This window comes from Halorubrum ezzemoulense (assembly GCF_004126515.1).
In the GTDB taxonomy this organism is placed as follows: Archaea; Halobacteriota; Halobacteria; order Halobacteriales; family Haloferacaceae; genus Halorubrum; species Halorubrum ezzemoulense.
This window is the reverse complement of record NZ_CP034940.1, coordinates 2,140,164-2,163,871: the sequence shown is the minus strand read 5'-3', so window position 1 is coordinate 2,163,871 and position 23,708 is coordinate 2,140,164. Positions and strand designations below refer to the sequence as shown.

The window sequence follows — 23,708 nt, the reverse complement described above, 5'->3', positions numbered from 1 at the left end:
CGCGTATCAGTCCTCCCCGACGGCCGCGGCGGGCCGTATCGGTGCGCGCGGTGCGGCCGAGGGTTCCGGGAACCGAACCCCTTACGAGCGGGCGAGCCCAACGGCGTGGTAATGAACACGTTGTTCTGGGTGCTGACGGGGGTCCTCGCGTACTCCGCGGTCGCGATGTGGCTGCGGAACGAGGGGATCCTCCCGGACGCGGTCAGGATCTCCGGACCGGTGTTGACGCTCCGGACCCTCCGCGGGCGCGCCTTCCTCGGCCGACTGGCGGCGCCGAAGCGGTTCTGGCGCGCGGTCGCCAACCTCGGCCTCGGCGGGGCCTTAGTGGCGATGGTGGCGTCGTTCGCGCTCATCCTCTCGTCGGCGATGTCGGCGTTCACGAACGCACAGCCCGCCGCGATCCAGCAGCCGCAGAACTTCCTCATCATCCCCGGCGTCAACGACTTCCTTCCCCTGTCGGTCGCGCCGGAGATCGTCGCCGGGCTCGGGGCCGCGATGGTGATCCACGAGGGGGCACACGGGCTCCTCTGCCGGGTCGAGGGCATCGACATCGACTCGATGGGACTCGTCTTCTTCGCGCTGCTCCCGGTGGGCGCGTTCGTCGAACCGGACGAGGAGGCGACGCAGGAGGCGTCTCGCGGCGCGCGCGCACGGATGTTCGCTGCCGGCGTCACCGCGAACACCGTCCTCACGATCGTCGTCTTCGCGCTCCTCTTCGGCCCCGTGGTCGGCGCCATCTCGCCCGCGGCGGGCTACGCGGTCGGCGAGGTCAACCCCGGCTCCCCGGCGGCCGCGGCCGACATCTCGCAGGGCGACCGGGTCGTCGAGGTCGCCGGAACGCCGATCGAGACGAGCGCCGAGTTCGAGTCGGCGATCGCCGACGCCGGCGACTCGGTTGCGCTCACGGTCGACGACGGCGACGCGCGGGAGACGGTGCGGGTCGACCGCGAGCTACAGGTGGTCGGGTCCGCCGGCGGCAACCCCCTCGGCGTGAGGATCGAGGGCGCACCGGTGACGATCGCGGCGGTGAACGGCGAGCCGGTCGCGACCGAGTCGGACCTCTTCGCCGCGGTCGGCGACGACGAGCGCGCCGCGCTGACGGTGACCGGCAACGCGACCGTCGTCGACCAGGTCCGCGACGCGCCCGGCGCCGAGGACGCCTCGGGCGTCGAAACGGCCGACGGCGAGGCCGCCGTCACCGTCCCGGACGTGCCGATCGGCGCGTACGTCGTCGGGGTTCAGGAGGACGGGCCGATCCACGACGCGGGCGCCGCCCTCGGCGAGCCGCTGACGATCGTCTCGGTCGACGGCGAGCGCGTCGTCGACAACGGGGCGCTCTCCGCGGTCCTCGGCGAGCGCGAGCCGGGGGAGACCGTCCCCGTCACCGTCTACGACGCTGACGGCGAACGCGACACGTACGAGGTCGAACTCGACGCCCACCCGAACCGCGACGGCGGCTTCGTCGGCGTCAGCGTCTTCCCCGGGACGAGCGGGCTCGCGCTCGACGACGTGGGCGTCACCGAGTATCCCGCCGGCGCGTACCTCGAACTGCTCGGCGGCGACGGGGGCGAGGAGACCGCCGGCGGCGTCCCGCTCGGCGGGGTCACCGACTCGCCGCTCGGCTTGGTGTTCGTCGCGCTCATCCTGCCGCTCGGCAGCCTGTTCGGGCTCCCGTTCAACTTCGCGGGGTTCACCGGCGACCTGACCAACTTTTTCGTTGTCGAGGGGCCGCTCGCGGTGCTCGGCGGCGGGACGTTCCTGCTCGCGAACCTCCTGTTCTGGTCGGGGTGGATCAACATCCAGCTGGCGCTGTTCAACTGCCTGCCGGCGTTCCCGCTCGACGGCGGCCGCATCCTCCGGATGGTCGCCGAGGCGGTGATCAGCCGGGTCCCGATCAGCGACCGGCACGCCGCGGTGCGGACGATCACGGTCTCGTCCGGCCTCGTCATGCTGACCGGACTGATCGCGATGATCTTCGGCAACCAGATCCTCACGGCGCTCGGGCTGATCTGAGGCCCGGCGCCACGTCTCGGCCGGTGGCGGAGCTGTTCGGCTGCGGCCGGCCGCGCGGCTCGGAAAGGCTCAACTCCCGGCCCGCCGAAGGCGGCGTATGCGCGCCCCGCTCGCGGCCGCCGCGCTCGTCGCGCTCGGCGTCCTCCTGATGGCGAACCCGCTGTTCCTCCCGGTCTCGGTCGGCGAGGCCGACCCGGCCTACACCCACACCGTTCGGTCGGTGACCGCCGGGTCGTCGGTGGGTCTCGACGCTCCGACCGACGAAGGTCTCGACGACTCGAACGCCGTCGTCGCGTACGCCGACCTTGACCCCGCCGCCCGCGCGGCGTTCGACCGCGCCCGCGACGCCCCCGAGGGCGCGTTCGGCGTCGAGAGCCCCGACGAGCGCGTCGACTCGCTGTCGTACCCGACCGACCCGACGCTCGGCGACGGACTGCTGATCGTCGAGCTCGACGGCGAGCGGTACGAGTTCTGGACCCGGACCGTCGAGCGCGAGCCGGGCGCCGTCGTCGCCCAGCGGGTCGTCCTCCAGCCGGTGGCGTTCCTCGGCGGCTTCCTCGCGGTTGTCGCCGGGGCCGCGGTCGGGCTACGGGAGCGGCTCGGCGAGGGGTGACGGGTCGGTGTCACGGCCACGACGGCGACGTACGAACCCAGAGCGCGACCCGTCGACCACAGAGGGCGACCTCACTTCCCGGCCGTCGGCGTCGGTTGGCCGACGGGCTTCGGCGCGCTGCCGGCCTCGATCGCCCGACGGGTCGACTCACCGATCTCGACGAGGTGACACAGGGGGTTCCCGGGGTAGACGACCGGGTTCTCCAGCAGGCCGATCAGGAGCCCGGTGAACGGGGCCTCCACCGCGACCGCGTCCTCCTTGAACGGGTTGGTGATCGTCGCGATGCGCTCGCCCTCGCGGACGAGCGAGCCGCTCTCGAAGTGGGTGTCGACGATGCCGCCGGAGTCGGCGCGCAGCCACGTCTTCTCGCCCGCCCCGGCGACAACGGTGCGCCAGCCGGGCCAGCGAACCGTGTCGGTCTCCAGGAGTCCGTACTCCGCGAAGACGGATTTGACGCCGTCGAGCGCGTCGTCGATGAGCGGGCGCTGGAACCGGTGGGCCTCCCCCATCTCGATCGTGATCGTGGGGATGTCGGCGTCGGTCGCCTCGCCGCGGAGCGTGCCGCTCGGCCCGTCGCTGTCGATGATCACCTTCGAGCCGAACGCCATCGCGAGCCGGTACACCGACTCGTCGGTCATGTCTGCGCGGACGTGGAGCATGTTCGTCCGGCCGCGGGTGGAGGTGTGGAAGTCGAGCCCGAAGTCGCACGGCGCGATGAAGTTCTCGTAGATCCGGTGGGCCATCCGCTTCGAGCTGGTCGACCCGGGCTTCCCGGGGAACGACCGGTTCAGGTCGCGGTCGTAGACGGGGAGGTACCGCTGCTGGGCGAGGAAGCCGGGCACGTTGAGGACGGGGAGACAGACGAGCGTGCCCGAAAGCGCCGAGAGGTCCCACTCGTGGGCGACCTCGCGGACGACCTCGATTCCGTTGAGTTCGTCGCCGTGGGCGGCCGCGGTCAGGAAGGCGGTCGGCCCATCGCGCTCCCCGTTGACGATCGTGACCGGGATACGGACGGGGTCGCCGAGGTACGTCTCGCTGATGCCGTAGCGGATGTTCTGCGTTTCGCCGGGCGGCACCGCCCCGCCGTTGTACGTGAACGCCCGGTCCTCGCTCATGGCAGACCGGAGCGCGGCGTCGGGTATATATATGGCGACCCGGAGACTCCGGATCTCGTCCGGCCGAAACGATCGGGGCGTCTTTTACGTCGGCCCGCGCAGTGAGAGGTATGAGTTCGGACTCGGTTCGGGTGGGAGTGTTGTCGCTGCACAACAGCAAGGAGACGAAGGCGATCTGTAACGCCGTCGAGGACCTCGGCCACGAGCCGGTGTGGCTCCGCGAGGAGAACGCCGCGGTGAGCGTCGAGGACGGCGAGGTGGCGGTCGAGCCCGCGGTCGACGTGATCGCGAACCGCCTGCTCTTATCGAACACCGACCAGCCCGCGGAGCTGCTCGGGCTGGCGGCGACGTTCGAGCGCATCCGGCCGATGCTGAACGAGCCGAACGCGGTGCTGGCGTCGATCCACAAGTTCGCGACGGCGGCGACGCTCGCCGACTGGAACATCCGCGTGCCCGACGCGCTGCTCGCGCTGTCGAACGACCGCCTCAACGAGGGCCGCGAGCGGTTCGGCGACGTGGGCGTGTATAAGACCGCGATCGGCACCCACGGCGGCGGGACGTGGAAGGTCGACCTGACCGAGCGCGTGAACCCGAAGGTCGGCAACCGGCAGGCGTTCCTCCAGCGGCTCATCGACCGCGACGACGAGAAGCACCGCGACCTGCGGGTGTACGTCGTCGGCGACGAGATCGTCGGGTCGATGTACCGCTACGCGCCCGAGGGCGACTGGCGCACCAACGTCGCGCTGGGCGGCGCGGTGGAGGACGCCACCGACGACATGCCGCAGGAGGCCGCCGACACCGCCCTCTACGCGGCCGAGGTGATGGGGCTCGACTACGCCGGCGTCGACCTCGTCGAGGGGTACGACGGCTGGTACGTCCTCGAAGTGAACCCCACGGCCGGGTTCAAAGGGCTGTTCGAGGCGACCGGCACCAGCCCGGCCCCGCACATCGCGAAGCTGGCGATCGAGACGGTCGGCGGCGAGGTCGAGGACGAGGCGGTCGAGCGCGTCGCCGCGACCCTCGACGACTCGCGGCCGTCCTGCGCGCCCGCGCCGAAGCCGACCCCCTCCGAGCAGCCCGACATCGGCTACATCGAGGAGGTCGTCGTCACGGGCACCTCCGGCTCGACGCAGGCGCTCGCGAAGTCGGACACGGGCGCGACCCGGACGAGCATCGACACCCAGTTGGCCGCCGAGATCGGTGCGGGTCCGATCAAGAGCATGACCCGGGTCAAGTCGGGCAGCGTGAAGGGCGGGAAGGCCCGGCCGGTCGTCGACCTCGTCATCGGTATCGGCGGCAACCAGCACACCGTCACCGCGAGCGTCGAGGACCGCGAGCACATGGAGTACCCGCTGCTGCTCGGCCGCGACATCCTCACCGACTACCGGGTCGACGTGCGGCGGCGCGCCGACAGAGACGAGGCCGAGCGCGACGAGGCGGGCGAAATCCTCGAAGAGGAGGAGTAGACCCGTCCGGCGCCGCCGAAATCTGGCTCACGCGCGTCTGACAAAAGTATAAGACCGAGGCTGTCGAGGACACGACACATGGTGAAGAGCACGGTCCGGTTTCCCGAGTCGGTGGTCGAGGAGATCGAATCGCTCGTCGACGAGGGGCAGTTCGAGAGCAAGTCGGAGTTCTACCGCTTCTCGGCCGACTACGTGCTCTCCCGGACCCTCGACGAGTACGACCCGGAGACGATCGACTACGAGGCGATCGAGTCCGAGGTGATCCCGGACGCGGACCGGACGCTGGGCGCGGACGAGGAGACCGACGGCCCCCCGTTCTTCGAGTCCGTCGCGTTCGTGCGGAAGCTCGCGCTCCGGGAGAAGTTCAGCGACGCCGAGGACTTCATCGACCACCAGTACGTCCCCGGTGATCGGCACGCGGTCCTCTTAGAGGAGATCCTCCGGCTGTACCGCGAGGACGCGGCGAGCGGTGACCGAGCCCCGGCCGGCGACCCCGAGCCCGAACCGGAGCAGTCGAGCCGGACCCGATAGCTCGGCCCGTCGTTCCTCCACGAGAGCGCGGTCAGGACTCGTACTCGGCCCAGATGTATCGCGTCCCGTAGCTCCGGTACGGGCGCCACGCCTCGGCGATCTCGCGCATCTCCGCGCGCGACAGCGATTCCCCACCGTTGTACACCAGCTCGATCCCTTTCCGAACCGCCAGGTCGCCGAGCGGGAGCACGTCCTCGCGCCCGAGCGCGAAGACGAGGTACATCCTCGCGGTCCACTCGCCGACGCCCGTGATCTCGGTGAGCCGGTCGACGACCGCCTCGTCGCTTACGCCCGCCAACTCCTCGCGCGTGAGGTCGCGCTCGTCGTCGCGAAACGCGGCGGCGGCGTTGCGCAGGTAGTCGACCTTCGTGCCGCTGAGCCCGGCCTCGCGCAGGGCCGCCTCGTCGGCCGCGAGGACGCGCTCCGGGGTCGGGTCGCCGCCCACGACTTCCACGAACCGCTCGTGGATGGCCGCCGCAGAGGCGGTCGAGAGCTGCTGGTTCACGATCGAGGTACAGAGCCGCGCGAACTCGTCGTCCGCGGGCGCGACGTCGAGGGGCCCGTGTCGGTCGACGAGCGTCGCCATCGTCGGGTCCTCGCGGAGGACCTCGATCACCGGGTCGTCTACGTCCGCGGCCGGACCGCCACTCTTCGCCGCTGGCCCGTCAGCGTCCGCGGCCGGGTCGATCGTTCCGTCGACGCCGTCGTCCATACCGAAGCGAGGGACCGCACGGAGGAGTACGTTCGGTTCCGGACCGGTCCGCGCGGCCTCTCACACCCCGCGTCGAGCGCTCGTGCTCGTCTCAGTCCCTCGCACCCCGCGTCGACCGTTCGTGCTCGTCTCAGTCTCTCGAACCTCGCGTCGAGCCGCCGCCAACCCACCCGAATAAACTTACAGTTTGTTTTACGTTTGGAAGATGAAAACGTTCAACCATGACGGTTCCGACTCTCAGGTATGCAGCTCGAAGACGTCCAGCGCGTGACGGTGCTCGGCGCCGGGAACATGGGCCACGGTATCGCTGAAGTGGCCGCCCTCGCCGGCTACGACGTGTCGCTCCGCGACATCAACGATGAGCTCGTCCAGAACGGGTACGACCAGATCGAGTGGTCGCTCGGCAAGCTCGCGGAGAAGGATCGAATCGGCGACGACGAGGCGGACGCCGCGCTCGACCGCGTCGACGCGTTCGTCGACCTCGAGGACGCGCTCGACGGCGCCGACGTCGTCGTCGAGGTCGTCCCCGAGAAGATGGCCATCAAGAAGGACGTGTACGACGACGTGGTCGAGTACGCGCCCGACGAGGCCGTCTTCGTCACCAACACCTCCAGCCTCTCTATCACCGAGCTGTCGGAGGTGACGGACCGCCCCGAGCGCTTCTGCGGGATGCACTTCTTCAACCCGCCGGTGCGGATGGACTTGGTCGAGGTCATCTCCGGGGAGCACTCGAGCGAGGAGACGCTCGACCTGATCGAGGGGCTCGCCGAGTCGATGGGGAAGACGCCCGTCCGGGTCCGGAAGGACAGCCCCGGGTTCATCGTCAACCGCATCCTCGTCCCCCTGATGAACGAGGCGGCGTGGATCGTCGAGTCCGGCGACGCGACGATGGAGGCGGTCGACTCCACGACGAAGTTCGACATGGGCCTCCCGATGGGGTCGTTCGAGCTCGCCGACCAGGTCGGCATCGACGTGGGCTACCACGTGCTGGAGTACATGCACGAGGTCCTCGGCGACGCCTACCGCCCCTGCCCGCTGCTCGGCGAGAAGGTCGAGGCGGAGGACCTCGGCAAGAAGACCGGCAAGGGATTCTACGACTACGAGGACGGCGACGGCGCGCAGATCCCGAGCGACGCGCTCGACGACGACGTGCGCCGCCGCCTGCTCGCGGTGATGGCCAACGAGACGGCCGGCCTGATCGGCAACGACGTGGCCGACGCCGACGACATCGACGAGGCGGTCAAGCTCGGCGCGGGCTTCCCCGACGGCCCGGCAAAGCTCGCTGACGAAGAGGGGCTCGACGCGCTGGTCGAGACGCTCGACGCCCTCGCGGAGGAGACCGGCGAGGAGCGCTATGAGGCGACCGACTACCTGCGCGAGGCGGCCGAGTCGGGCGGCTTCCGCGGCGACGGAGCCGACGGCGACGCGGAGAGCGGCCCGGCGTTCGACGTGCTGAACGTCGACGTCGACGCCGACGCGCGGGTCGGGCACGTCGAGATCGACCGCCCGCACCGGATGAACACGATCAGCGGCGACGTGCTCGACGAGCTCGCCGACGCGATCGACCTGCTCGACGGCGACGACGACGTGCGGGCGATCCTCCTCTCCGGCGCGGGCGACCGCGCCTTCTCCGCCGGCGCGGACGTCCAAAGTATGGCCGCGGGCGGCGCGGACCCGATCCACGCCGTCGAGCTCTCTCGGCAGGGTCAACAGACGTTCGGCAAGCTCGAGGAGTCGGACAAGCCCGTCATCGCCGCCATCGACGGCTACTGCCTCGGCGGCGGGATGGAGCTCGCGACCGCGGCAGACATGCGGATCGCCTCCGAGCGCTCCGAGCTCGGCCAGCCCGAACTCGACCTCGGCCTGCTCCCGGGTTGGGGCGGCACGCAGCGGCTCGCGCGCGTCGTCGGCGAGGGGCGCGCGAAGGAGATCATCCTCACCGCCGACCGCTACGACGCCGAGACGATGGCCGACTACGGCTTCGTCAACGAGGTCGTGCCGGGCGACGAGCTCGACGACCGGGCGCGGGAGCTGGCAGCGCAGCTCGCGGGCGGCCCGCCGATCGCGCAGAAGTACACGAAGCGCGCGATCCACGCCGGACGCACCGACAACGAGGCCGGCCTCGAAGTCGAGGCGATGGGCTTCGGCCACGTCATGAACACCGACGACCTCATCGAGGGCGTCACGGCGTTCATGGGCGACGGCGAACCCGAGTTCGAAGGGAAGTAACGAGGGCTCGGCTGCTCACTCGGTGAGCCGCGCGGCGAAGAACGTCCAGCGCGCGTCGGCGCCGTCGGCGAGCGAGTCGTCGACGGTCGATTCCCGCTCGATTACGAAGCCGGCGTTCCGGAGCTGCCGCCGAGTCGCCTCCGCGCCCGCGATGTGCCACTGCATCTCGACGCCGGTGTCGAGCCAGTCCGGGTTCTCGCCGTTCCACGGCTCCGGTCCCTCGGAACAGAGGAGCCGTCCGCCGTCGCCGAGGACGCGGGCGAACTCGTCGACGACGGCCTGGTGACGCCCCTCCGGAACGTGGATTAGCGAGTGGTACGCCGTCACCGCGTCGAAGGCGCCGTCGCGGAACGGGAGCGCGACGAGGTCACCCTGCGCGAGCGGCGCTCCGGGGACGTTCTCGGCGGCCAGCGCCAGTTGGGTGCGCGAGATGTCCGCTCCGACGGCGGTCCCGGAGTCGTTCAGCGCTCGGAGCACGGGCGTGCCCTGCCCGCAGCCGGCGTCGAGGACCCGCGCGTCCGGCGGCAGCGACTCACGGAAGCGGTCGAGGACCGCTCGTCCGCGGCCGTCCTCGACGCGGTCGGCCGCGTACGCCGTCGCGAGTTCGTCGTACCCCCGGCGGACGACGTTCCTGTCGACCATGTGCGGGGACATTCGCGACGGGCTGTTGAACGCTTCGGTCGGCGCGGTCTCGTGGCCCCCGGAGTATTCGGTGCCGTCCGGTGCCCGTCCGGGACCGATCGCAGCGGCGTGTCGGCCGCCGCGGCCACCTGTCTACTGACGCTGCCGACGAGGTACGCGACCGCGGCGACGAAGAGGACGACACCGACCACACTTGACACGCCGGGGAGCGCGGCCTCGACGAACGCGGGGAGCGTCGTCGCCCCGGACACCGGGAGGAGGAGGACCGCGACGCCCCGGCGGACGGACCGTTTCGCGGATGGCTCTGCCATGGCGTCGGCCGACGGAACGCGGAGAATAAAGTGGTTATCGGTCGGCGGCCGGCACGCTTAGACGTACCCTTCCTCGACGAGCAGCTCGCCGTTGAGCAGCGAGGCGCCCGCCGCGCCGCGGATCGTGTTGTGCGCGAGGCAGTTGTACTTCGCGCCGACGTCGGTGGTCTGGACGCCGCCGGCGACGATGCCCATCCCGTCGGCGTACGTGCGGTCGAGGCGGGGCTGCGGACGCTCGGGCTCGTCGTCGCCGAACACCTTGATGAGCTGTTCGGGCGAGCTTGGGAGGTCGCCGACGCCCTCGAACGAGCGCATCGCCTCGCGGAGGTCCGCCGGCGCGGGGTCCTCGGCGAACTCGGCGAAGACGTTCTCCAGGTGGCCGTCGAGCGTGGGGATCCGGTTACACGAGGCGGCCACGTCGGCGTCGTGGAGGGAGACCTCGGCGCCGTCGAACTCGCCGAGCAGCTTACGCGACTCCGTCTCCATCTTGTCCTCCTCGCCGCCGATGTGGGGGATGGCGTTGTCGAGGATCTCCATCGAAGTGACGCCGGAGTAGCCGGCGCCGGAGACCGCCTGAAGCGTCGAGACCCGGACGCTTTCGAGGCCGAACTCGTCGATCGCCGCGAGTGTCGGCACCATCGTGATCGTCGAGCAGTTCGGGTTCTTCACGAGGGCGCCGTCCCAGCCCCGCTCGTCGCGCTGGACCTCGATGAGCCCGAGGTGGTCGGGGTTGATCTCGGGGATCGTGAGCGGGACGTCCGCCGCCATGCGGTCGTTCGAGGAGTTCGAGGAGACGATGTATCCGGCATCGAGGAACTCGGGCTCGACCTCGGCCGCGACGCCCGACGGGAGCGAGGAAAAGAGGAGGTCGACGTCGTCGTCCGCGACCCCTGCGGGGCTCGTCTCGGCGACCTCCATCTCGGCGACGCCCTCCGGAATCGGGGTGTCGACGCGCCACTTGGCCGCCTCGCGATAGGTCTTGCCCGCGCTCTCCGCGCTCGCGGTGACCGCGGCGAGCTCGAAGGTCGGGTGGTCGTCGAGCAACTGGATGAACCGCTGGCCGACCGCGCCGGTGGCACCGAGGATGCCGACTCGTACTGACATTGCGCGTGGGTCCGTGACAGGGACGTAAGTGCGTTCGGATAGCCGTCGATACCGCCGAACGCGGCCGGCGATTCGGTCTGACGGTCGGTCCGACTACGATGCGTCGGCGACCGCGGCGCGTTCCCAACGAACCGTCGCCGACTGCCGTGGTCCGGGAGATATTCGCCGATCCGGCAGGAACGTTCCGTTCTGGGCGTCAGGTGCGTTCGAAGCACGCCCAAGTTCGACGGGTTCTCGCTCGTCCCGACCCTGTCCGCCGCCACGCTGGCGAGCGTCACCCACGAGACGGCCCGCTCGCTCTCCTTCGGCATCCGGCCGGAAGTCGTGAGCCTCTCACCCGACCGTTTAACCGCGTGCGACGGATACCCGAACGTGCGCGCCCCTAGTCCCCGCCCGAGTACTCCCCGATGGGAGCGATGACAGCGCGGAGAACCCAGGCGCGTGACACCGGTCGCGAACGCGACCCGCCCGTCGCCGCGCAGGCGACCGCCCGCCACGAGGGTTTCCCGGTCGACGCGGCACGCCGCCGGAGATGAGACCGGTCGTTAGTGTCGCGGGCGACATTCCGACGCTCGACAGCGGCGCCGCAACGCACAACCCCTCGCGCGCCGAAGGCCCGACATGTCGAACACCCGCGGCGCCGGCCCCGCCGTCACTCTCGTCCGCAACGCCACGGCGCTCGCGACCGTGGACGGGACGACGTTCCTCGTCGATCCGCTGTTCGCGTCCGAAGGCACGCTTCCGCCGATCGACAACACCCCGAACGACCGGCGCAACCCGCTCGTCCCGCTTCCCGACGTCGACCTGTCGCACGACGCGGTGATCGTCACCCACCGCCACCCGGATCACTTCGACGACGCGGCCGCGGAGCGACTCGACGCCGACGTGCCGCTGTTCTGTCAGCCCGCGGAGGCGGACGCGTTCGTCGAGGACGGCTTCACCGACGTGCGACCGGTCGAGGAGACGGCGTCGTTCGACGGCGTCGCGCTCCGCCGAACCCCGGGCCGTCACGGACACGGGGAACTTGCCGAGCAGATGGGTCCGGTCTCCGGGTTCCTGCTTGACGGCGACGAGACGCTGTACCTCGCCGGCGACACGGTCTGGTACGACCCGGTCGCGGAGACGCTGGCGGAGTTCGACCCCGACGCCGTCGTGCTCAACGGCGGCGCGGCGCGGTTCAACCACGGCGAACCGATCACGATGGGCGTCGAGGACGTCGCGGCCGTGCGCGAGGCCACCGACGCCCCGGTCGCCGTGGTCCACATGGAGGCGATCAACCACTGCCTGCTCTCGCGCGAGGAACTCCGGGCGGAGACGGCGGACGTGCTGATCCCGGAAGACGGCGAGCGGATCGAGTTCTGACCGGCGCCTCGATCACCGCTTCAATTCGCTACGGAGCCTCGCAGCTCGCGATACTGCTCGCCGCGAGAAGGTCCAGGTGCGAGAATCGAACCCGGGCGAGACGGGCTCCGCTCGTCTCGCATGATTCAATCTCGCCTTCCGGACTTTTCGCTCCTCACTCCGTTCGTCGGAAAAGGTCCGGGTGCGAGAATCGAACCCGCGTCTCAGCCTCCACAAGGCTGAAGGATAGTCCACTACCCTAACCCGGACACGCGTCGTCTAGTACCCCGCTTCGATAAATAACGGTTACGACTCCCGGACGGGCGTGTGACGCGATGTCGTTCGAACCGCCGACGGTCTCTCGATCACCGCGTCGCTTTTGAGGGCTGCGGGCGTACAAATCGCTAACTGTGGCCTTTACCGACAAGATCTACGTGAAGAACCACCGGCAGCTCGCCTCCCAGCTGGAGGCGAACATCCCGAAGGGGGCGTTCGCCGGCGCCACCCTCGACCTGCTGTTCACCGGCGACGGCCTCTCGAAGCTCGACGAGACGACCCGCGACCGCGTCCTCGACTTCGCCGAGGACTTCCTCGACTGCGACTGCGATTCGAACCCGTACTGCGGCTGCCCCGAGGAGAAGTTCATGCGCTATGTCCTCGAACTGCGCGCCGAGGGGCTCGGCCCGCAGGCCATCGTCGACGTGATGACCGACGATTACATGGTGTACGCGTACACCGGCGACGTGCTCTCGTTCCTCGACGACTCCGTCCGGAAGCTGGAGGCGATCGAGACGCTCGCGGACGTCGACGGCAACGAAGAAATGTCCGAGCGGGCGCGGCGGGCGAAGCGAGAGCTGTCCGGGTAGCGGTCGCGTACCGGGGGACGCTCGACCGCCTCGACCGTCCGTCGCCGCCTGTCAACCCGTGCGCCCTTCTCGATCGCGAGGAGCGGCCGAACGGTCTAAGTGCGCGCGCGCCCGAAATCGGCTAATGAGTCTTCGGCCCGCGTGGCTAACGTTCAGGCGATACGCGGCGGCGACGACGGGGATGACGCTCGTCCTCTTCTCGCTCGGCGTCTACACCGCGGCGACCGGCTCCGGGCTGGCGTGTCAGGCCCAGTGGCCGCTGTGTTCCGACCAGCTCATCCCGGCGCTGACGATCAACCCCGACTTCATCGAGTGGTTCCACCGGGCGTGGGCGATGGTCACCGGCTTCCTCATCATCGGCGTCGCCGGGTGGACGTGGCTCGGGTCCGGGTTCGAGCGCCGGACCAAGCTGGCGGCGACGCTGGCGGTCGCTATCTTACCGCTCCAGATCACCGTCGGCGCGATCACCGTCACCCTCAGCGGGCTCATCCCGGGCGGGTACACGGTGTCCACGCACGCGGCGCACCTGTCCGTGGCGCTGATCATCTTCACGCTGCTCGGGCTGGCGACGATCTGGGGCGGCGGGCGCGGGAACGCGCGACTGCTCCGGGCGGCCGCGGGAATCGCCGTCGCCGGTATCGTCGCCAGCGCGGTCTTCTCGCGGGCAGTCCCGTTCCTCACATACGCGCCGCCCGCGCAGGCCGCCTTCTACATCACCGGACTCGCCGGACACCTCGGGCTCGTCGCGGCCGTCGCGTACGCGACGGAGGCGGTCCGGGGCGGGTACGACGAGCTCGACGCCGGGACGGCCAACACCGTTCGCGCGTTGGCGGCCGGGTCGTTGGCCGCGCTCGTGGGCACGCTGCTGCTCGGCCGGGACCTCGTGTTGTACACCGCGACGTGGCAGCAGATCAACCTCGCCGTCTTGGCCGTCGCCGTCGCGCTCGCCGCGGGCGCGGCGTGGACCCTCCGCGGCGCCGACGAGATGCGCGACGGGAGCGTCCCGATCGGCGGCGACTGATCGGGCCGCTCGCCGCCGGGTCGCGGCCCCGAACGGAGCGGCGTCTCTCCTGAACGACCCTGTCGAACCCCCGCAGTTCGGCAAATATTGCTATCTCGCGGCCGAAACGTTGAAATCGTGATCAACCGAGAAACGGTGTATGGACGAAAACCGTTCTGTGAACCGGCGACAGTACCTGACCGCGGTCGGCGCGAGCGGACTGGCGGCCACCGCCGGCTGTATCGGCGGCGGCGGCGGGGGCGGTGAGACGATCACCATCGGCTCCGACATCCCATACGCGCCCTTCGAGTACCGCAACGAGGCGGGCGACCTCATCGGATTCGACGTCGAGATCGCCGAGGCCGTGTTCGGCGAGCAGCTCGACATGGACTACGAGTTCCAGGAGACCTCCTTCGACGGGATCATCGCGTCGCTGAACAACGCGAACTTCCGCGTCATCATGAGCGCGATGACGATCAACGAGTCGCGCGCCGAGCGGGTCGACTTCTCGGACCCGTACTTCACCGCGTACCAGACCGTCCTCCTCTTGGAGGGCAGCGACATCGGCTCCCGCGAGGACCTCCAGGGCACGTCCGTCGGCGTCCAGCGCGGGACGACCGGCGAGGCCGCCGCCGAGGACCTCCAAGAGGAGTTCGGCGGCGACCTCCAGATCGAGAGCTACGACCAGATCAACGGCGCGTTCGACGCGCTGCTCAACAATCAGGTGGACGCGGTCATCAACGACAACACCGTAAGCGCCTCGTTCGCCGCGGAGAACGAGGAGGTCGTCTTCCTCGAGGGAGACGGGGTCGCGGCCGACCGCGACGACGCGCCGCCGTACCTCACGCTGACGATCGAGGAGTACGGGATCGCGTTCCGGCAGGACGACGACGACTTCCGAGAGGAGGTCAACGGGGCCCTCGCGACGATCCGCGAGAACGGGACGTACGAGGAGATCTACAACGAGTACTTCGACGGCTGAGTCTCCGGACCTCGCCGTCTCTACCTGATATCACATGGCAACACAGACAGAATCGGAGTCGAGCGGCGGCGGCGTACTGATGCGCGACCGGCTGGTGAAGCGGGTCGGCGAGGTGGCCGCCGGGGGGTTCGTGCTGGCCATCGGGGGACTGTTGGCCTGGATCCTTTCGACGCAGGTCGACTACAGCCTGCTCGCCTCGCCGCTCATCGCGCGGCGGTTCGCGGAGGCGTTCTTCCTCGTCATCCAGATCGTCGTGATCTCGAGTCTCCTCTCCGTGTCGCTCGGCGTCCTCGTGGGGCTCGGCCGGATCTCGACGTCGAACGTCACCGGACGGATCGCGAAGGGGTACGTCGAGTTCTTCCGCGGCACGCCCCTGCTGTTCCAGCTGTTCGTCATCTACTTCGGCGTGCCGCGGCTCTGGGCCACCGGCGAGTTCCCCTTCACGGACTGGGCGATCCCGGCCGCGATCATCGGGCTCACGCTGAACCACGGGGCGTACGTCGGCGAGGCGATCCGCGGCGGGATCGACGCCGTCCCCAACGGCCAGATGGAGGCGGCCCGGTCGCTCGGGATGTCCCGCGTGATGGCGCTGCGGCAGGTCGTCCTCCCGCAGGCGTGGCGCAACGCGCTCGCGGCCATCGGCAACGACCAGATCATCCTCGTGAAGGACACCTCGCTGCTGACCGTCATCGCCGTCCCGGAGATCATGAGCGTGTTCCGAAACATCAACAGCAACCAACTGGACCCGTGGACCCCGCTCGTGTGGGTGTGCGTGCTCTACCTCGCGATCACGATGTCGATGAGCCAGCTCGTCAACGGACTGGAGCGCCGGTCGGACTGGGGGTCCGACAGCCGGATGTTCGGTCGGCTGTCGGGGCTCGGCTCCGGCGACGACGACGGGGGTGAGGAGGCGTGACCGGTCCGCTCGTCGAGTTTGACGGCGTCGACAAGTCGTTCGGCGACACGCAGGTGCTGTACGACGTCGACGTCGACGTCGACGAGGGAGAGGTCGTCGTCGTCATCGGACCGTCCGGGTCCGGGAAGTCGACGCTGCTCCGGTGTGCGAACCGGCTAGAGGAGATTCAGGGCGGCGACATCCGGCTCGACGGCCGGTCCGTGATCGAGACGGACGTCAACGAGATCCGACAGCAGATCGGGATGGTGTTCCAGTCGTTCAACCTCTTCCCGCACAAAACCGCGCTGGAGAACGTCGCGCTCGCCCCGGAGAAGGTGAAAGGCGAGCCGGAGGGCGAGGCGAAGCGGGCCGCGTCCGACCTCCTCGACCGGGTCGGGCTCGCCGATCAGGCCGAGTCGCACCCGGGCGCGCTCTCGGGCGGCCAGCAGCAGCGCGTCGCCATCGCCCGCGCGCTCGCGATGGAGCCGCGGGTGATGCTGTTCGACGAGGTGACGAGCGCGTTGGACCCCGAGCTCGTCGGCGAGGTGCTCGACGTGATCGAGGGACTCGCGGCCGACGGGATGACGATGGTCCTCGTCACCCACGAGATGGGCTTCGCCCGCGAGGTCGGCGACCGGATCGTCTTGATGGCCGACGGCCGAGTCGTTGAGCGGACCGAGACGCGGTCCTTCTTCGACGAGCCGTCGACGGACCGCGGTCAACAGTTCCTCTCGCGACTGCTGTAGGCCGCGCTCAGAACTCGGTAACGACCTCCACGCCCGCCACCTCGTACTCGTCCATCGCCGCGAGCCGGCCCGACACCTCCGGCAGTGACAGTTCGCGAGCGACCAGGGCGCCGGGGTCGATCCCCGTCGACTCGATCAGCGCGAACAGGTCCGGGTAGCTCGTCGGCGGCATCCCGCGCGAGCCGAGGAACGAGATCTCCCACCGGGTCATCCAGTCGGTCGGGAGCGACACCTCGCCGCGTTCGGCGTCCGTCGTGAGCCCGACTTGGACGTGGGTGCCTCGGGGACGCAGCGACCGGACGGAGTTCCGACAGGTCTCGGCGATCCCCAGAGCGTCGAGCGAGATGTCGGCGCCGCCGTCGGTGAGGTCGCGGATTTGCTCGGGGACCGAACTTTCCTCCGGCAACGACCCCAGACTCACGCTCTCGTCGGCGCCGAGCTCGCGAGCGAGCGAGAGGGCCGCGTCGTCGATGTCGACCGCGATCACGCGCGCGCCGAGCGCCGCGGCGATCTGGACCGCGGAGAGGCCGACGCCCCCGCAGCCGTGGACGGCGACCGCGTCGCCGCCGCTGACGTTCGCGCGCTCGGCGAGCGCGTGGTACGCCGTCATGTACCGACAGCCGAGCGCCGCGGCCGCGGTCGCGCCGAGCCAGGCGGGGCGCCCGACGAGGTTGTAGTCGGCGGCCGGCACCGCCACTCGCTCCGCGAACGCGCCCGGGGCGGCGGCCTCGAACCCCAGCGCGCGGCCGTCCTCGCAGACGTTGCCGGCCCCGCGGCGGCAGTGGGGGCACGTCCCGTCGCCGAGCGAGAAGGGGACGACCACGCGGTCGCCCGGGCGGAACCGGTCGACCTCGTCGCCGACCGCGACGACCTCGCCGGCCGGCTCGTGGCCGAGCACTTGGCCGCGCGGGACGCGGTCGTCCGCCCACTCCCCGTGACCGGCCCACGCGTGCCAGTCGCTGCGGCAGACGCCGCAGGCCTCCACGCGGACGACGGCGCCGTCGGGCTCCGGTTCGGGGTCGGGAAGCTCGCGAACCGCGAGCGGCTCCCCGTGGTCTCGAAGGATCGCAGCGCGCATACGGCGATCAATCGGCGGACGCGACAAAGGTCTCTCGGCGGTTCCGCTTCCGCGATCGATTTTTTCGTGTTATTTTGACTTGATCTCAGTGTATGACAAGTGATAGTTGAGTAATGTTTATGTGGACCGAGTAATCTGGTTGACACGTGTCACGACCGATGAAGCGACGGCCCGGGATCGCCTACCGCCGACCCGAGGGGGACCCCTCTCGGTTCGTGATCGAGGCGGGAGACGATCCGCGGGTCCACGCCCCGGAGCGGCCGGACGGCGGTTGGCTCGACTGCGTGGCCGACGAGGACCGCGACCGTCTCCGGGAGGCGCTCGAGACCGACCCCGTCGACGTGGTGTACCGCGTCGCGTCCGACAGTGAGCCGCAGTGGGTCCACGAGCGTGGCCGGGCGACCGAACGCGGCGACGTGGCGGGGTACCTCTTCCCCGCCGACGAGCGCGTCGAGCGTCGCAAACGGCTGGAACGACAGCGCGAGCGGCTGGAGGAGTTCGCGAGCGTCGTGAGCCACGACCTCCGGAACCCCCTCTCCGTCGCGGTCGGAAACATCGAACTGGCCGACGACCTCGACGGCGACGCGTCGACGGAGCAGCTGGACCGCGCCCTCGACGCCCTCGACCGCATGGACCACCTCATCGGCGACGTCCTGACGCTGGCGCGCGAGGGGAAAACGGTTCAGGCGACCGAGCCGACCGACCTGCGGTCGGTCGTCGAGAGCGCGTGGCGGACGACGGGCCGACCGGCCGACGCCGCGCTCGTCGTCGACGCACCGCTCCCGACGATCCGGTCGGACGCGGACCGACTCCGACAGGCGCTCGAGAACCTCTTCCGCAACGCGATCGAACACGGGACCCCGGACGAACCCGGCTCGGCCGGCACCGGCGGCGACGAGTCGGACCCAGACGAGCGCGGCGCGCCGAGGACGTTCGCCTCGGGAGCGGGGTCGCAGGCCGACGGCACTCCCTCGGACCCCGACGAGGCCGCGGTCCGCGTCCGGGTCGGGCGGACGCGCGAGGGGTTCTACGTCGCTGACGACGGGCCCGGGATCGACCCCGACCAGCGAGACGCCGTCTTCGATGCTGGACACACCACCGCGAAGGACGGGACGGGCTTCGGGCTCGCCATCGTCGAGCGAATCGCCGAGGCGCACGGGTGGACCGTCTCGGTGACGGAGGGCCGGGAGGGCGGCGCGCGGTTCGAGTTCTGCCGCGTGGATGCGATCGAGCCTGCGGGCGTGAGCGACGGCGGTTCGGGGCCGAGTTCGTCCCCCCTCAGCGGCAGCGGGAACCGGTGAACTACCCCCCGAGACCGGCTCACATGAAGTCGGTCAGCCCGGCCTGATCGTCGTCTTCCTCCTCGTCGGCCGCTTCGTCAGCGGCCGCGCCGTCCGCCGAGTCGCGCTGGTCGCTCCCGTCGGCGGTCGCCTCGGAGCCGTCGCGGTCCGGGTCGTCGGCCGCGCCCGAGTCGCTCTCGTCGTCTCGGCGGTCGGCCGCGGCGTGCGCGAAGGCGCCGTCCGCGTGCTCCTCGATCAGTTCCTCGCGGCGGGCCTGCGCGTCCTCGACGATCGACGCGACCTTGTTCGTCGACTCGCCGGAGCCGGTAACGAAGGCGACGCCCGCCTCGTCGAGGTCGTATGCGGCCGCCATCGCGACGGTCAGGTCGCGGGGCTTACAGTGGTGCGTGACGGTCTCGAGGAACGGGAGCACCTCGCGTCTGGCGGTCGCGACGCTACAGCCGCTCGCGGCCGCAATCTTGCCGACGACCTCGTCGGCGGTCGCGTCCGACGACGACCAGAACTGCGGGCGGCCGTACCGGGTCCAGCCCCCCTTCTCGCCGTCGCGGGCGGACGCGACGCCCGCCGCCGCGTTGTCGGTCGCGTACCGCCAGTAGGAGTAGTTCTGCGTGGCGCGGACGCGGCCGAGCCACATGTCGGCGTTCGCGAGGAAGTCGTACGCGCGAACCGCCGCCGCCGGCTCGTACACGTCGAGGACGTTGTTCTCGATCCACGCCGTCAGGTCGTCCGGGGTCTCGTCGACGGCGTACGCCGACCGGAGCGCCTCCTCGGCGGACTCCTCTTTCAACACGGCGTCGAGGAACGGGAACAGCCCCAGCGCCTTGTCGCGGTCGCCGGTGACCACGTCCTCGACCGCGATCGAGTCGCGCCCCTGCGTCGCGGCTTGGAGGTCGTTGACCGCGCCTCGGAGGTCGCCGCGGTTCCCCTCCGCGATCCGCTGGAGGGCGTCGGAGTCGAACTCGATTCCTTCCTTGCGGCAGACGTCGCGGAGGACGGGGACGATGGAGCGCGCGGAGACGTCGCGGAACTCGATCTCCTGGGTCGCGTTCCGGAGCCCCCGCGACATGTCGTAGTAGTCGTTGGCGATGAGCACGATGGGCTGGCCGGACTCCTTGACCAGCTTCGTGATCGCCGAGGCGCCGCCGCGGTCGTAGTTGCCGTGGATGTTGTCCGCCTCGTCGACGATGACGAGCTGTCGCGAGGCGGTGTCGCCGCCGGCCGCGCCGCCGCCGGCCGCGCTCCCGCTGAGGGTGGCGTTCCGCGCGGCCCGGCCCGCGAACCGCTCGATGACGTCGGCGGTGCGCTGGTCGGAGGCGTTCAGCTCCACCGTCTCCCACCCCATGTCGTTCGCGAGCGCGTGCGCCGCGCTCGTCTTCCCGACGCCGGGGCTGCCGTGGAGGACGACCGCCTCGTGATGGTCGTCCCACGAGCGGGCCCACTCCGCGAACGCGTCGCGGGCCTTGTCGTTGCCGCGCACCTCCGAGAGCGTGCTCGGGCGGTACTTCTCCGTCCAGTCGGCCATTACCGAAGCAAGGAGCGAGCCGCGTTTAGTGGTTGCGGAGCGACCGGCGCCGCCCTTACGCCCCCTCGTCGGACGGCGGTCGCTCCGAGAGCCGATCGAACCGGTCCTGCGCCGCCTCGGCGCGGCGCTCCGTCTCCTCGGGCTCGTACGAGGCGGCCTCGATACGCCCGCCGTCGAGCGTCACTGACAGGACCGCGTCGGCATGCCCTCCGTCCGGCGGAAGCCGCGAGGCGTCCAGCACCGCGTCCCCCACCTCGTCGCCGTCGCGCTCGAAGAACACGGTCGCGAGCCCGTCCTCGACGCCGTCCACGACCGCGGTGTACTCGCCGTCGGGGAGATCGATACCGGTCATTCGTAGCTCACCGCAAGCACGCGTTCCCCGGCGGCGTTCGAGAGTATCACCGTGTCGCCGGCGTTGTTCCAGACCGGTGACCCCGCCCCCCAGTACAGCTCGGCGTCGGTGTCTGCGCCGCTCCCCGTCCGGAGCGTCACCGTCGCGCCCGCGTCGAGCGTGTATCCCTCCGGGAACGCGTAGCTGTGCGCCGCCTCGTCCGCGACCGTCCACCCGGACAGGTCGATCGGCTCGTCGCCCGCGTTCTCGAAGACCACGTACTCGTCGTTCAGGTTCTCGCTGTCGTCGCCCTCGGCGTCCGCGTTGATCGCCGCGACTTCCAAGGCTGCGGCCGGATCGGTCGACGCCGTCTCGTCCCCTCCGTCAGTGTCGCCGCCGTCGTCGTCGGCGTCGCTGTCGTCGTCGGCTCCGCCTCCGGAACCGCCGTCGACCGGGTCGCCGCCGAGCCGAGCGCGTTCGACGACCTCGCCGCCTGCCCCGGGTTCGATCGGCTCGCCGTCGCGCACCGCGAGCGGGTCGGTGGGCGCGTCGCGCTGCGTCCGCACGGAGACGCCGTTCCCGTCGCTCACGAGGACGACGGTCCCGTGCGTCGCGGTCCAGTAGGTCGGGAGCGACCGGTCCGCGAACCGCCGGAGGACCTCCTCTGTCGGGTGACCGTACTGGGAGTCGTACGCGCTCGACACGACGACCGCCCGCGGTCCCACCGCGTCGAGGAACTGGCCGCTCGACGAGCTCGACGAGCCGTGGTGGCCGGCCTTCAGCACGGTCGACTCCAGTTCCGACCCGTACGCGTCGATCAGGTACGCTTCTTGATCGTCTTCGGCGTCGCCGGACAGCAGGAAGCTCGTCTCGCCGTGGGTGAGCCTGAGCACGACGCTGTTCTCGTTGCGCGCTTCGCCTTCGAGGTACGGCTCGGGCGGCCCGAGCACGTCGACGCCGACCGCGCCGAACGAGATCGCGTCGCCCTCGCGCGTCTCGTACAGCGTCACGTCGTGCTCCTCGACCGCGTCGAGGTACTCGGCGTAGGTCTGCGTGCTCGCGGCGATGCCGGGGTCGTAGACGGCACCGATCCCGTCGGCCTCCGTCTCGTAGTGCTCGATGATCGCCGCGTTGCCGCCGATGTGGTCCGCGTCGTTGTGCGAGGTGACGAGGTGGTCGATCCGCGTGATGTCGTGCCGCCGGAGGTACTCCAGCACGTACTCGCCATCGTCGTTGTAGTGACCCGTGTCGACGAGCATGGTCGCTCCCTCCGGCCCGACGACGAGCGTGCTGACCGACTGCCCGACGTTGATGAAGTGGACCTCGACGGTGCCGTTCGCCGCCTCGGCCGCCGTCTCGTCGCCCGCGTCCGGTCCCGTCGGCGCCTGATCGCCGGGTACCGCGCCGGCACAGCCCGCGAGGAAGATGATCCCCGCGAGCAGGAGGATCCGGAACGCACCGCCCGTTCGTTTCATGTTTCGTTGATATTCTACACGGGCAAAGAGGTACGCATCCGTTACCGACCCGCACGTGTACTGTCCCGGATCGCGTCGCACCGTCCGCGAAGAGCGACAGCGGTCGCGCTAGCCGCATCCGGACGGTCCGCGTAGAATTCCGTATGGGACCGCTGAGAGTCGAACTCAGGTCATACGGACCCCATCCGCATAGGATACCACTACCCCACGGTCCCTGACTACACGCTGAAAAACGACGGTCCGGTAATTAAGGACTTCGCTTCAGTCGTCGCCGTCCCGCGGGACCACGAGGTCGCCCGCGTCCCGCACCGCGAGGCTCCCGATCGCGTCGCCCTCGTAGACGGCCAGCCCCTCGGCGCGACCGAGGACGTACCCGTCGCGGTCCGCCTCGACCGTCCCGCGCTCCGCGCCCGCGGCGTCGACCACGCTCGCGAGGACATCTCCCTCGTCGAACGCGTCCCCGGCCGCCACCCGGTGCCGGACGAGTCCGGAGATATCGGTCGTCGGCCCGCGGAAGCGCCGCACGGGAAACTCGACAGGGGCCGGGGCCACGCCGACCCCGGGCTCGCTAGCCGACTCGGGTACTTCGTCGAGGAGCCCGAGTTCGACCGCGACGCCGACGACGCCCGCGACGCCAGCGTCGAGGAGCGCGTCGTCGACGACGCTGTGGGCGCCGAGCTCCGCCGTGAACGCCGGGATCCCCGCCTCGTTGAGTACGGCGCCCGCGGTCGATCGCTGGAGGTTCTCTTCGACGTACTCTGCGGTGGGATACTCCCGGACCACCGGAAGCCCGAACGCCTCGACGAGTCGGCCGAGGTCCTCAGAGAGCGCGGCCGCCTCGGCCTCATTCCGTCGGTCACCGTACAGCACGCGGTCGCGGATGGCGAACGGCTCGCTACCGACGCCCGCGGTGTGACAGTCGATCAGTGCGTCCGCGGTCGCGTCGGTGCCGACCGCGTCGACTGAGAACTCGTTCCCCTCGTCCGACGACTCGCCGGTGATCGCGGCGTACAGCCGGGCGTCGATCCGCTCTTGGAGCTTCGGCGGGCGGGCCGACTCCGCGTCGGCGTCCGGGAAGTGCCGGTTCGGGTCCTCGTCGGCGTAGTACGTCTCTCGCGCGTTCCGGCGCAGGCCGGCCGGGGAGACGACGGGCACGACGACGACAACGCCGGCGAGGTCGGCGAGGCGGTCGCCGAAGGTCGCGACCGCGTCCTGGACGACCGCGACGCCCGTCGCCTCGTCGCCGTGGACGCCGCCGGTGAGCCACAGCGTCGGCCCGTCGGCGGCGCCGTTCGCGACCGCGACCGGGAGCCGTTCCGTGCCGCCGGTCGGCAGGTCCCCGACGGTGAGCCACCCGCGGTCGAGCGTTCCGGGCTCGGCGCTCGCGCTCCCGACGGCTACCACTCCGCCTCCGTCTGCGTCCGGCTCGTCCATG

General features: G+C 70.4%; 21 protein-coding genes and 2 tRNA genes. 12 read left to right on the top strand and 11 right to left on the bottom strand.

From position 1 onward, the window contains the following. The first annotated feature begins 111 nt into the window (after nt 1-111). Together EO776_RS10880 and EO776_RS10875 are read left to right on the top strand one after the other, a co-directional pair. The gene (locus EO776_RS10880; RefSeq protein WP_094520865.1) at nt 112-2,013 is read left to right on the top strand and encodes a site-2 protease family protein; all 1,902 of its coding nucleotides are present in this window, start codon (nt 112-114) and stop codon (nt 2,011-2,013) included. A 97-nt stretch (nt 2,014-2,110) separates the two neighbouring features. Beyond that, complete coding sequence (locus EO776_RS10875) at nt 2,111-2,626, top strand: hypothetical protein (RefSeq protein ID WP_049931545.1); 516 nt, start codon at nt 2,111-2,113, stop codon at nt 2,624-2,626. 71 nt (nt 2,627-2,697) lie between these two features. Here the strand turns inward: EO776_RS10875 and EO776_RS10870 are convergent, their stop codons facing one another. After that, nucleotides 2,698-3,741, bottom strand: a complete 1,044-nt coding sequence (locus EO776_RS10870; protein WP_086215751.1) for a succinylglutamate desuccinylase/aspartoacylase family protein — start codon at nt 3,739-3,741, stop codon at nt 2,698-2,700. Between the two features lie 110 nt (nt 3,742-3,851). Here EO776_RS10870 and EO776_RS10865 point away from each other — a divergent pair, with 110 nt between their 5' ends. Both EO776_RS10865 and EO776_RS10860 read left to right on the top strand, forming a co-directional pair. After that, the gene (locus EO776_RS10865) at nt 3,852-5,207 is read left to right on the top strand and encodes a putative ATP-dependent zinc protease (protein ID WP_176450716.1); all 1,356 of its coding nucleotides are present in this window, start codon (nt 3,852-3,854) and stop codon (nt 5,205-5,207) included. A gap of 78 nt (nt 5,208-5,285) precedes the next feature. Beyond that, nucleotides 5,286-5,738: a ribbon-helix-helix domain-containing protein gene (locus EO776_RS10860; protein WP_094520866.1), complete on the top strand. Its 453-nt coding sequence runs from the start codon at nt 5,286-5,288 to the stop codon at nt 5,736-5,738. A gap of 31 nt (nt 5,739-5,769) precedes the next feature. On the opposite strand, the gene EO776_RS10855 is transcribed toward EO776_RS10860, so the two are convergent. Then, complete coding sequence (locus EO776_RS10855) at nt 5,770-6,324, bottom strand: DNA-3-methyladenine glycosylase family protein (RefSeq protein ID WP_049931703.1); 555 nt, start codon at nt 6,322-6,324, stop codon at nt 5,770-5,772. Nucleotides 6,325-6,693: 369 nt separating this feature from the next. Between EO776_RS10855 and EO776_RS10850 the strand changes: the two genes are divergently transcribed. Then, nucleotides 6,694-8,679 (top strand): 3-hydroxyacyl-CoA dehydrogenase/enoyl-CoA hydratase family protein, encoded by a 1,986-nt coding sequence (locus EO776_RS10850; protein WP_089308111.1) that lies wholly within the window; start codon nt 6,694-6,696, stop codon nt 8,677-8,679. Nucleotides 8,680-8,694: 15 nt separating this feature from the next. Here the strand turns inward: EO776_RS10850 and EO776_RS10845 are convergent, their stop codons facing one another. After that, nucleotides 8,695-9,321: a class I SAM-dependent methyltransferase gene (locus tag EO776_RS10845; protein ID WP_086219692.1), complete on the bottom strand. Its 627-nt coding sequence runs from the start codon at nt 9,319-9,321 to the stop codon at nt 8,695-8,697. Nucleotides 9,322-9,689: 368 nt separating this feature from the next. Next, nucleotides 9,690-10,736, bottom strand: a complete 1,047-nt coding sequence (gene asd, locus EO776_RS10835) for an aspartate-semialdehyde dehydrogenase (RefSeq protein ID WP_094520867.1) — start codon at nt 10,734-10,736, stop codon at nt 9,690-9,692. A 621-nt stretch (nt 10,737-11,357) separates the two neighbouring features. On the opposite strand from asd, the gene EO776_RS10830 reads away from it, so the two are divergent. Then, a complete protein-coding gene (locus EO776_RS10830) occupies nt 11,358-12,098 on the top strand; it encodes an MBL fold metallo-hydrolase (protein WP_086215745.1) in 741 nt (246 codons plus the stop codon). 175 nt (nt 12,099-12,273) lie between these two features. On the opposite strand, the gene EO776_RS10825 is transcribed toward EO776_RS10830, so the two are convergent. Then, nucleotides 12,274-12,346, bottom strand: a tRNA-His gene (locus EO776_RS10825). Nucleotides 12,347-12,487: 141 nt separating this feature from the next. Here EO776_RS10825 and EO776_RS10820 point away from each other — a divergent pair. The 5 genes from EO776_RS10820 to EO776_RS10800 all read left to right on the top strand — a co-directional run bounded on the left by EO776_RS10820 (nt 12,488) and on the right by EO776_RS10800 (nt 16,566). Further along, complete coding sequence (locus EO776_RS10820; protein ID WP_094494322.1) at nt 12,488-12,943, top strand: DUF5814 domain-containing protein; 456 nt, start codon at nt 12,488-12,490, stop codon at nt 12,941-12,943. A 124-nt stretch (nt 12,944-13,067) separates the two neighbouring features. Further along, complete coding sequence (locus EO776_RS10815) at nt 13,068-13,964, top strand: COX15/CtaA family protein (protein ID WP_222104438.1); 897 nt, start codon at nt 13,068-13,070, stop codon at nt 13,962-13,964. 139 nt (nt 13,965-14,103) lie between these two features. Then, on the top strand, nt 14,104-14,925 hold the full coding sequence (locus EO776_RS10810; protein ID WP_049930712.1) for a basic amino acid ABC transporter substrate-binding protein: 822 nt from the start codon (nt 14,104-14,106) through the stop codon (nt 14,923-14,925). 79 nt (nt 14,926-15,004) lie between these two features. Then, the gene (locus EO776_RS10805; protein ID WP_049930713.1) at nt 15,005-15,841 is read left to right on the top strand and encodes an amino acid ABC transporter permease; all 837 of its coding nucleotides are present in this window, start codon (nt 15,005-15,007) and stop codon (nt 15,839-15,841) included. Beyond that, entirely contained in the window at nt 15,838-16,566 is a 729-nt protein-coding gene (locus tag EO776_RS10800; RefSeq protein ID WP_086215741.1) for an amino acid ABC transporter ATP-binding protein, read from the top strand. Before EO776_RS10805 ends, EO776_RS10800 begins: the two co-directional genes overlap by 4 nt. Nucleotides 16,567-16,573: 7 nt before the next feature. Here EO776_RS10800 and EO776_RS10795 read toward each other — a convergent pair whose 3' ends face one another. After that, nucleotides 16,574-17,644 (bottom strand): zinc-dependent alcohol dehydrogenase family protein, encoded by a 1,071-nt coding sequence (locus EO776_RS10795; RefSeq protein ID WP_089308641.1) that lies wholly within the window; start codon nt 17,642-17,644, stop codon nt 16,574-16,576. Nucleotides 17,645-17,790: 146 nt separating this feature from the next. Here EO776_RS10795 and EO776_RS10790 point away from each other — a divergent pair, with 146 nt between their 5' ends. Further along, nucleotides 17,791-18,945 (top strand): sensor histidine kinase, encoded by a 1,155-nt coding sequence (locus tag EO776_RS10790; RefSeq protein WP_049930720.1) that lies wholly within the window; start codon nt 17,791-17,793, stop codon nt 18,943-18,945. Nucleotides 18,946-18,964: 19 nt separating this feature from the next. Here EO776_RS10790 and EO776_RS10785 read toward each other — a convergent pair whose 3' ends face one another. From EO776_RS10785 to EO776_RS10765, 5 genes are all read right to left on the bottom strand, one after another. Beyond that, nucleotides 18,965-20,467 carry a replication factor C large subunit gene (locus EO776_RS10785; protein ID WP_094520868.1) on the bottom strand — a complete coding sequence of 501 codons (1,503 nt, stop codon included), beginning with the start codon at nt 20,465-20,467 and terminating at the stop codon, nt 18,965-18,967. 55 nt (nt 20,468-20,522) lie between these two features. Then, entirely contained in the window at nt 20,523-20,819 is a 297-nt protein-coding gene (locus tag EO776_RS10780) for a DUF3006 domain-containing protein (RefSeq protein ID WP_049930723.1), read from the bottom strand. Then, entirely contained in the window at nt 20,816-22,273 is a 1,458-nt protein-coding gene (locus tag EO776_RS10775; RefSeq protein ID WP_094520869.1) for a lamin tail domain-containing protein, read from the bottom strand. Before EO776_RS10775 ends, EO776_RS10780 begins: the two co-directional genes overlap by 4 nt. A gap of 144 nt (nt 22,274-22,417) precedes the next feature. Next, nucleotides 22,418-22,488: transfer RNA gene (locus EO776_RS10770), tRNA-Pro, on the bottom strand. 46 nt (nt 22,489-22,534) lie between these two features. Continuing rightward, nucleotides 22,535-23,707, bottom strand: coding sequence for a succinylglutamate desuccinylase/aspartoacylase family protein (locus EO776_RS10765; RefSeq protein ID WP_094520870.1), 1,173 nt, complete (start codon nt 23,705-23,707; stop codon nt 22,535-22,537). Nucleotide 23,708 lies beyond the last annotated feature (1 nt).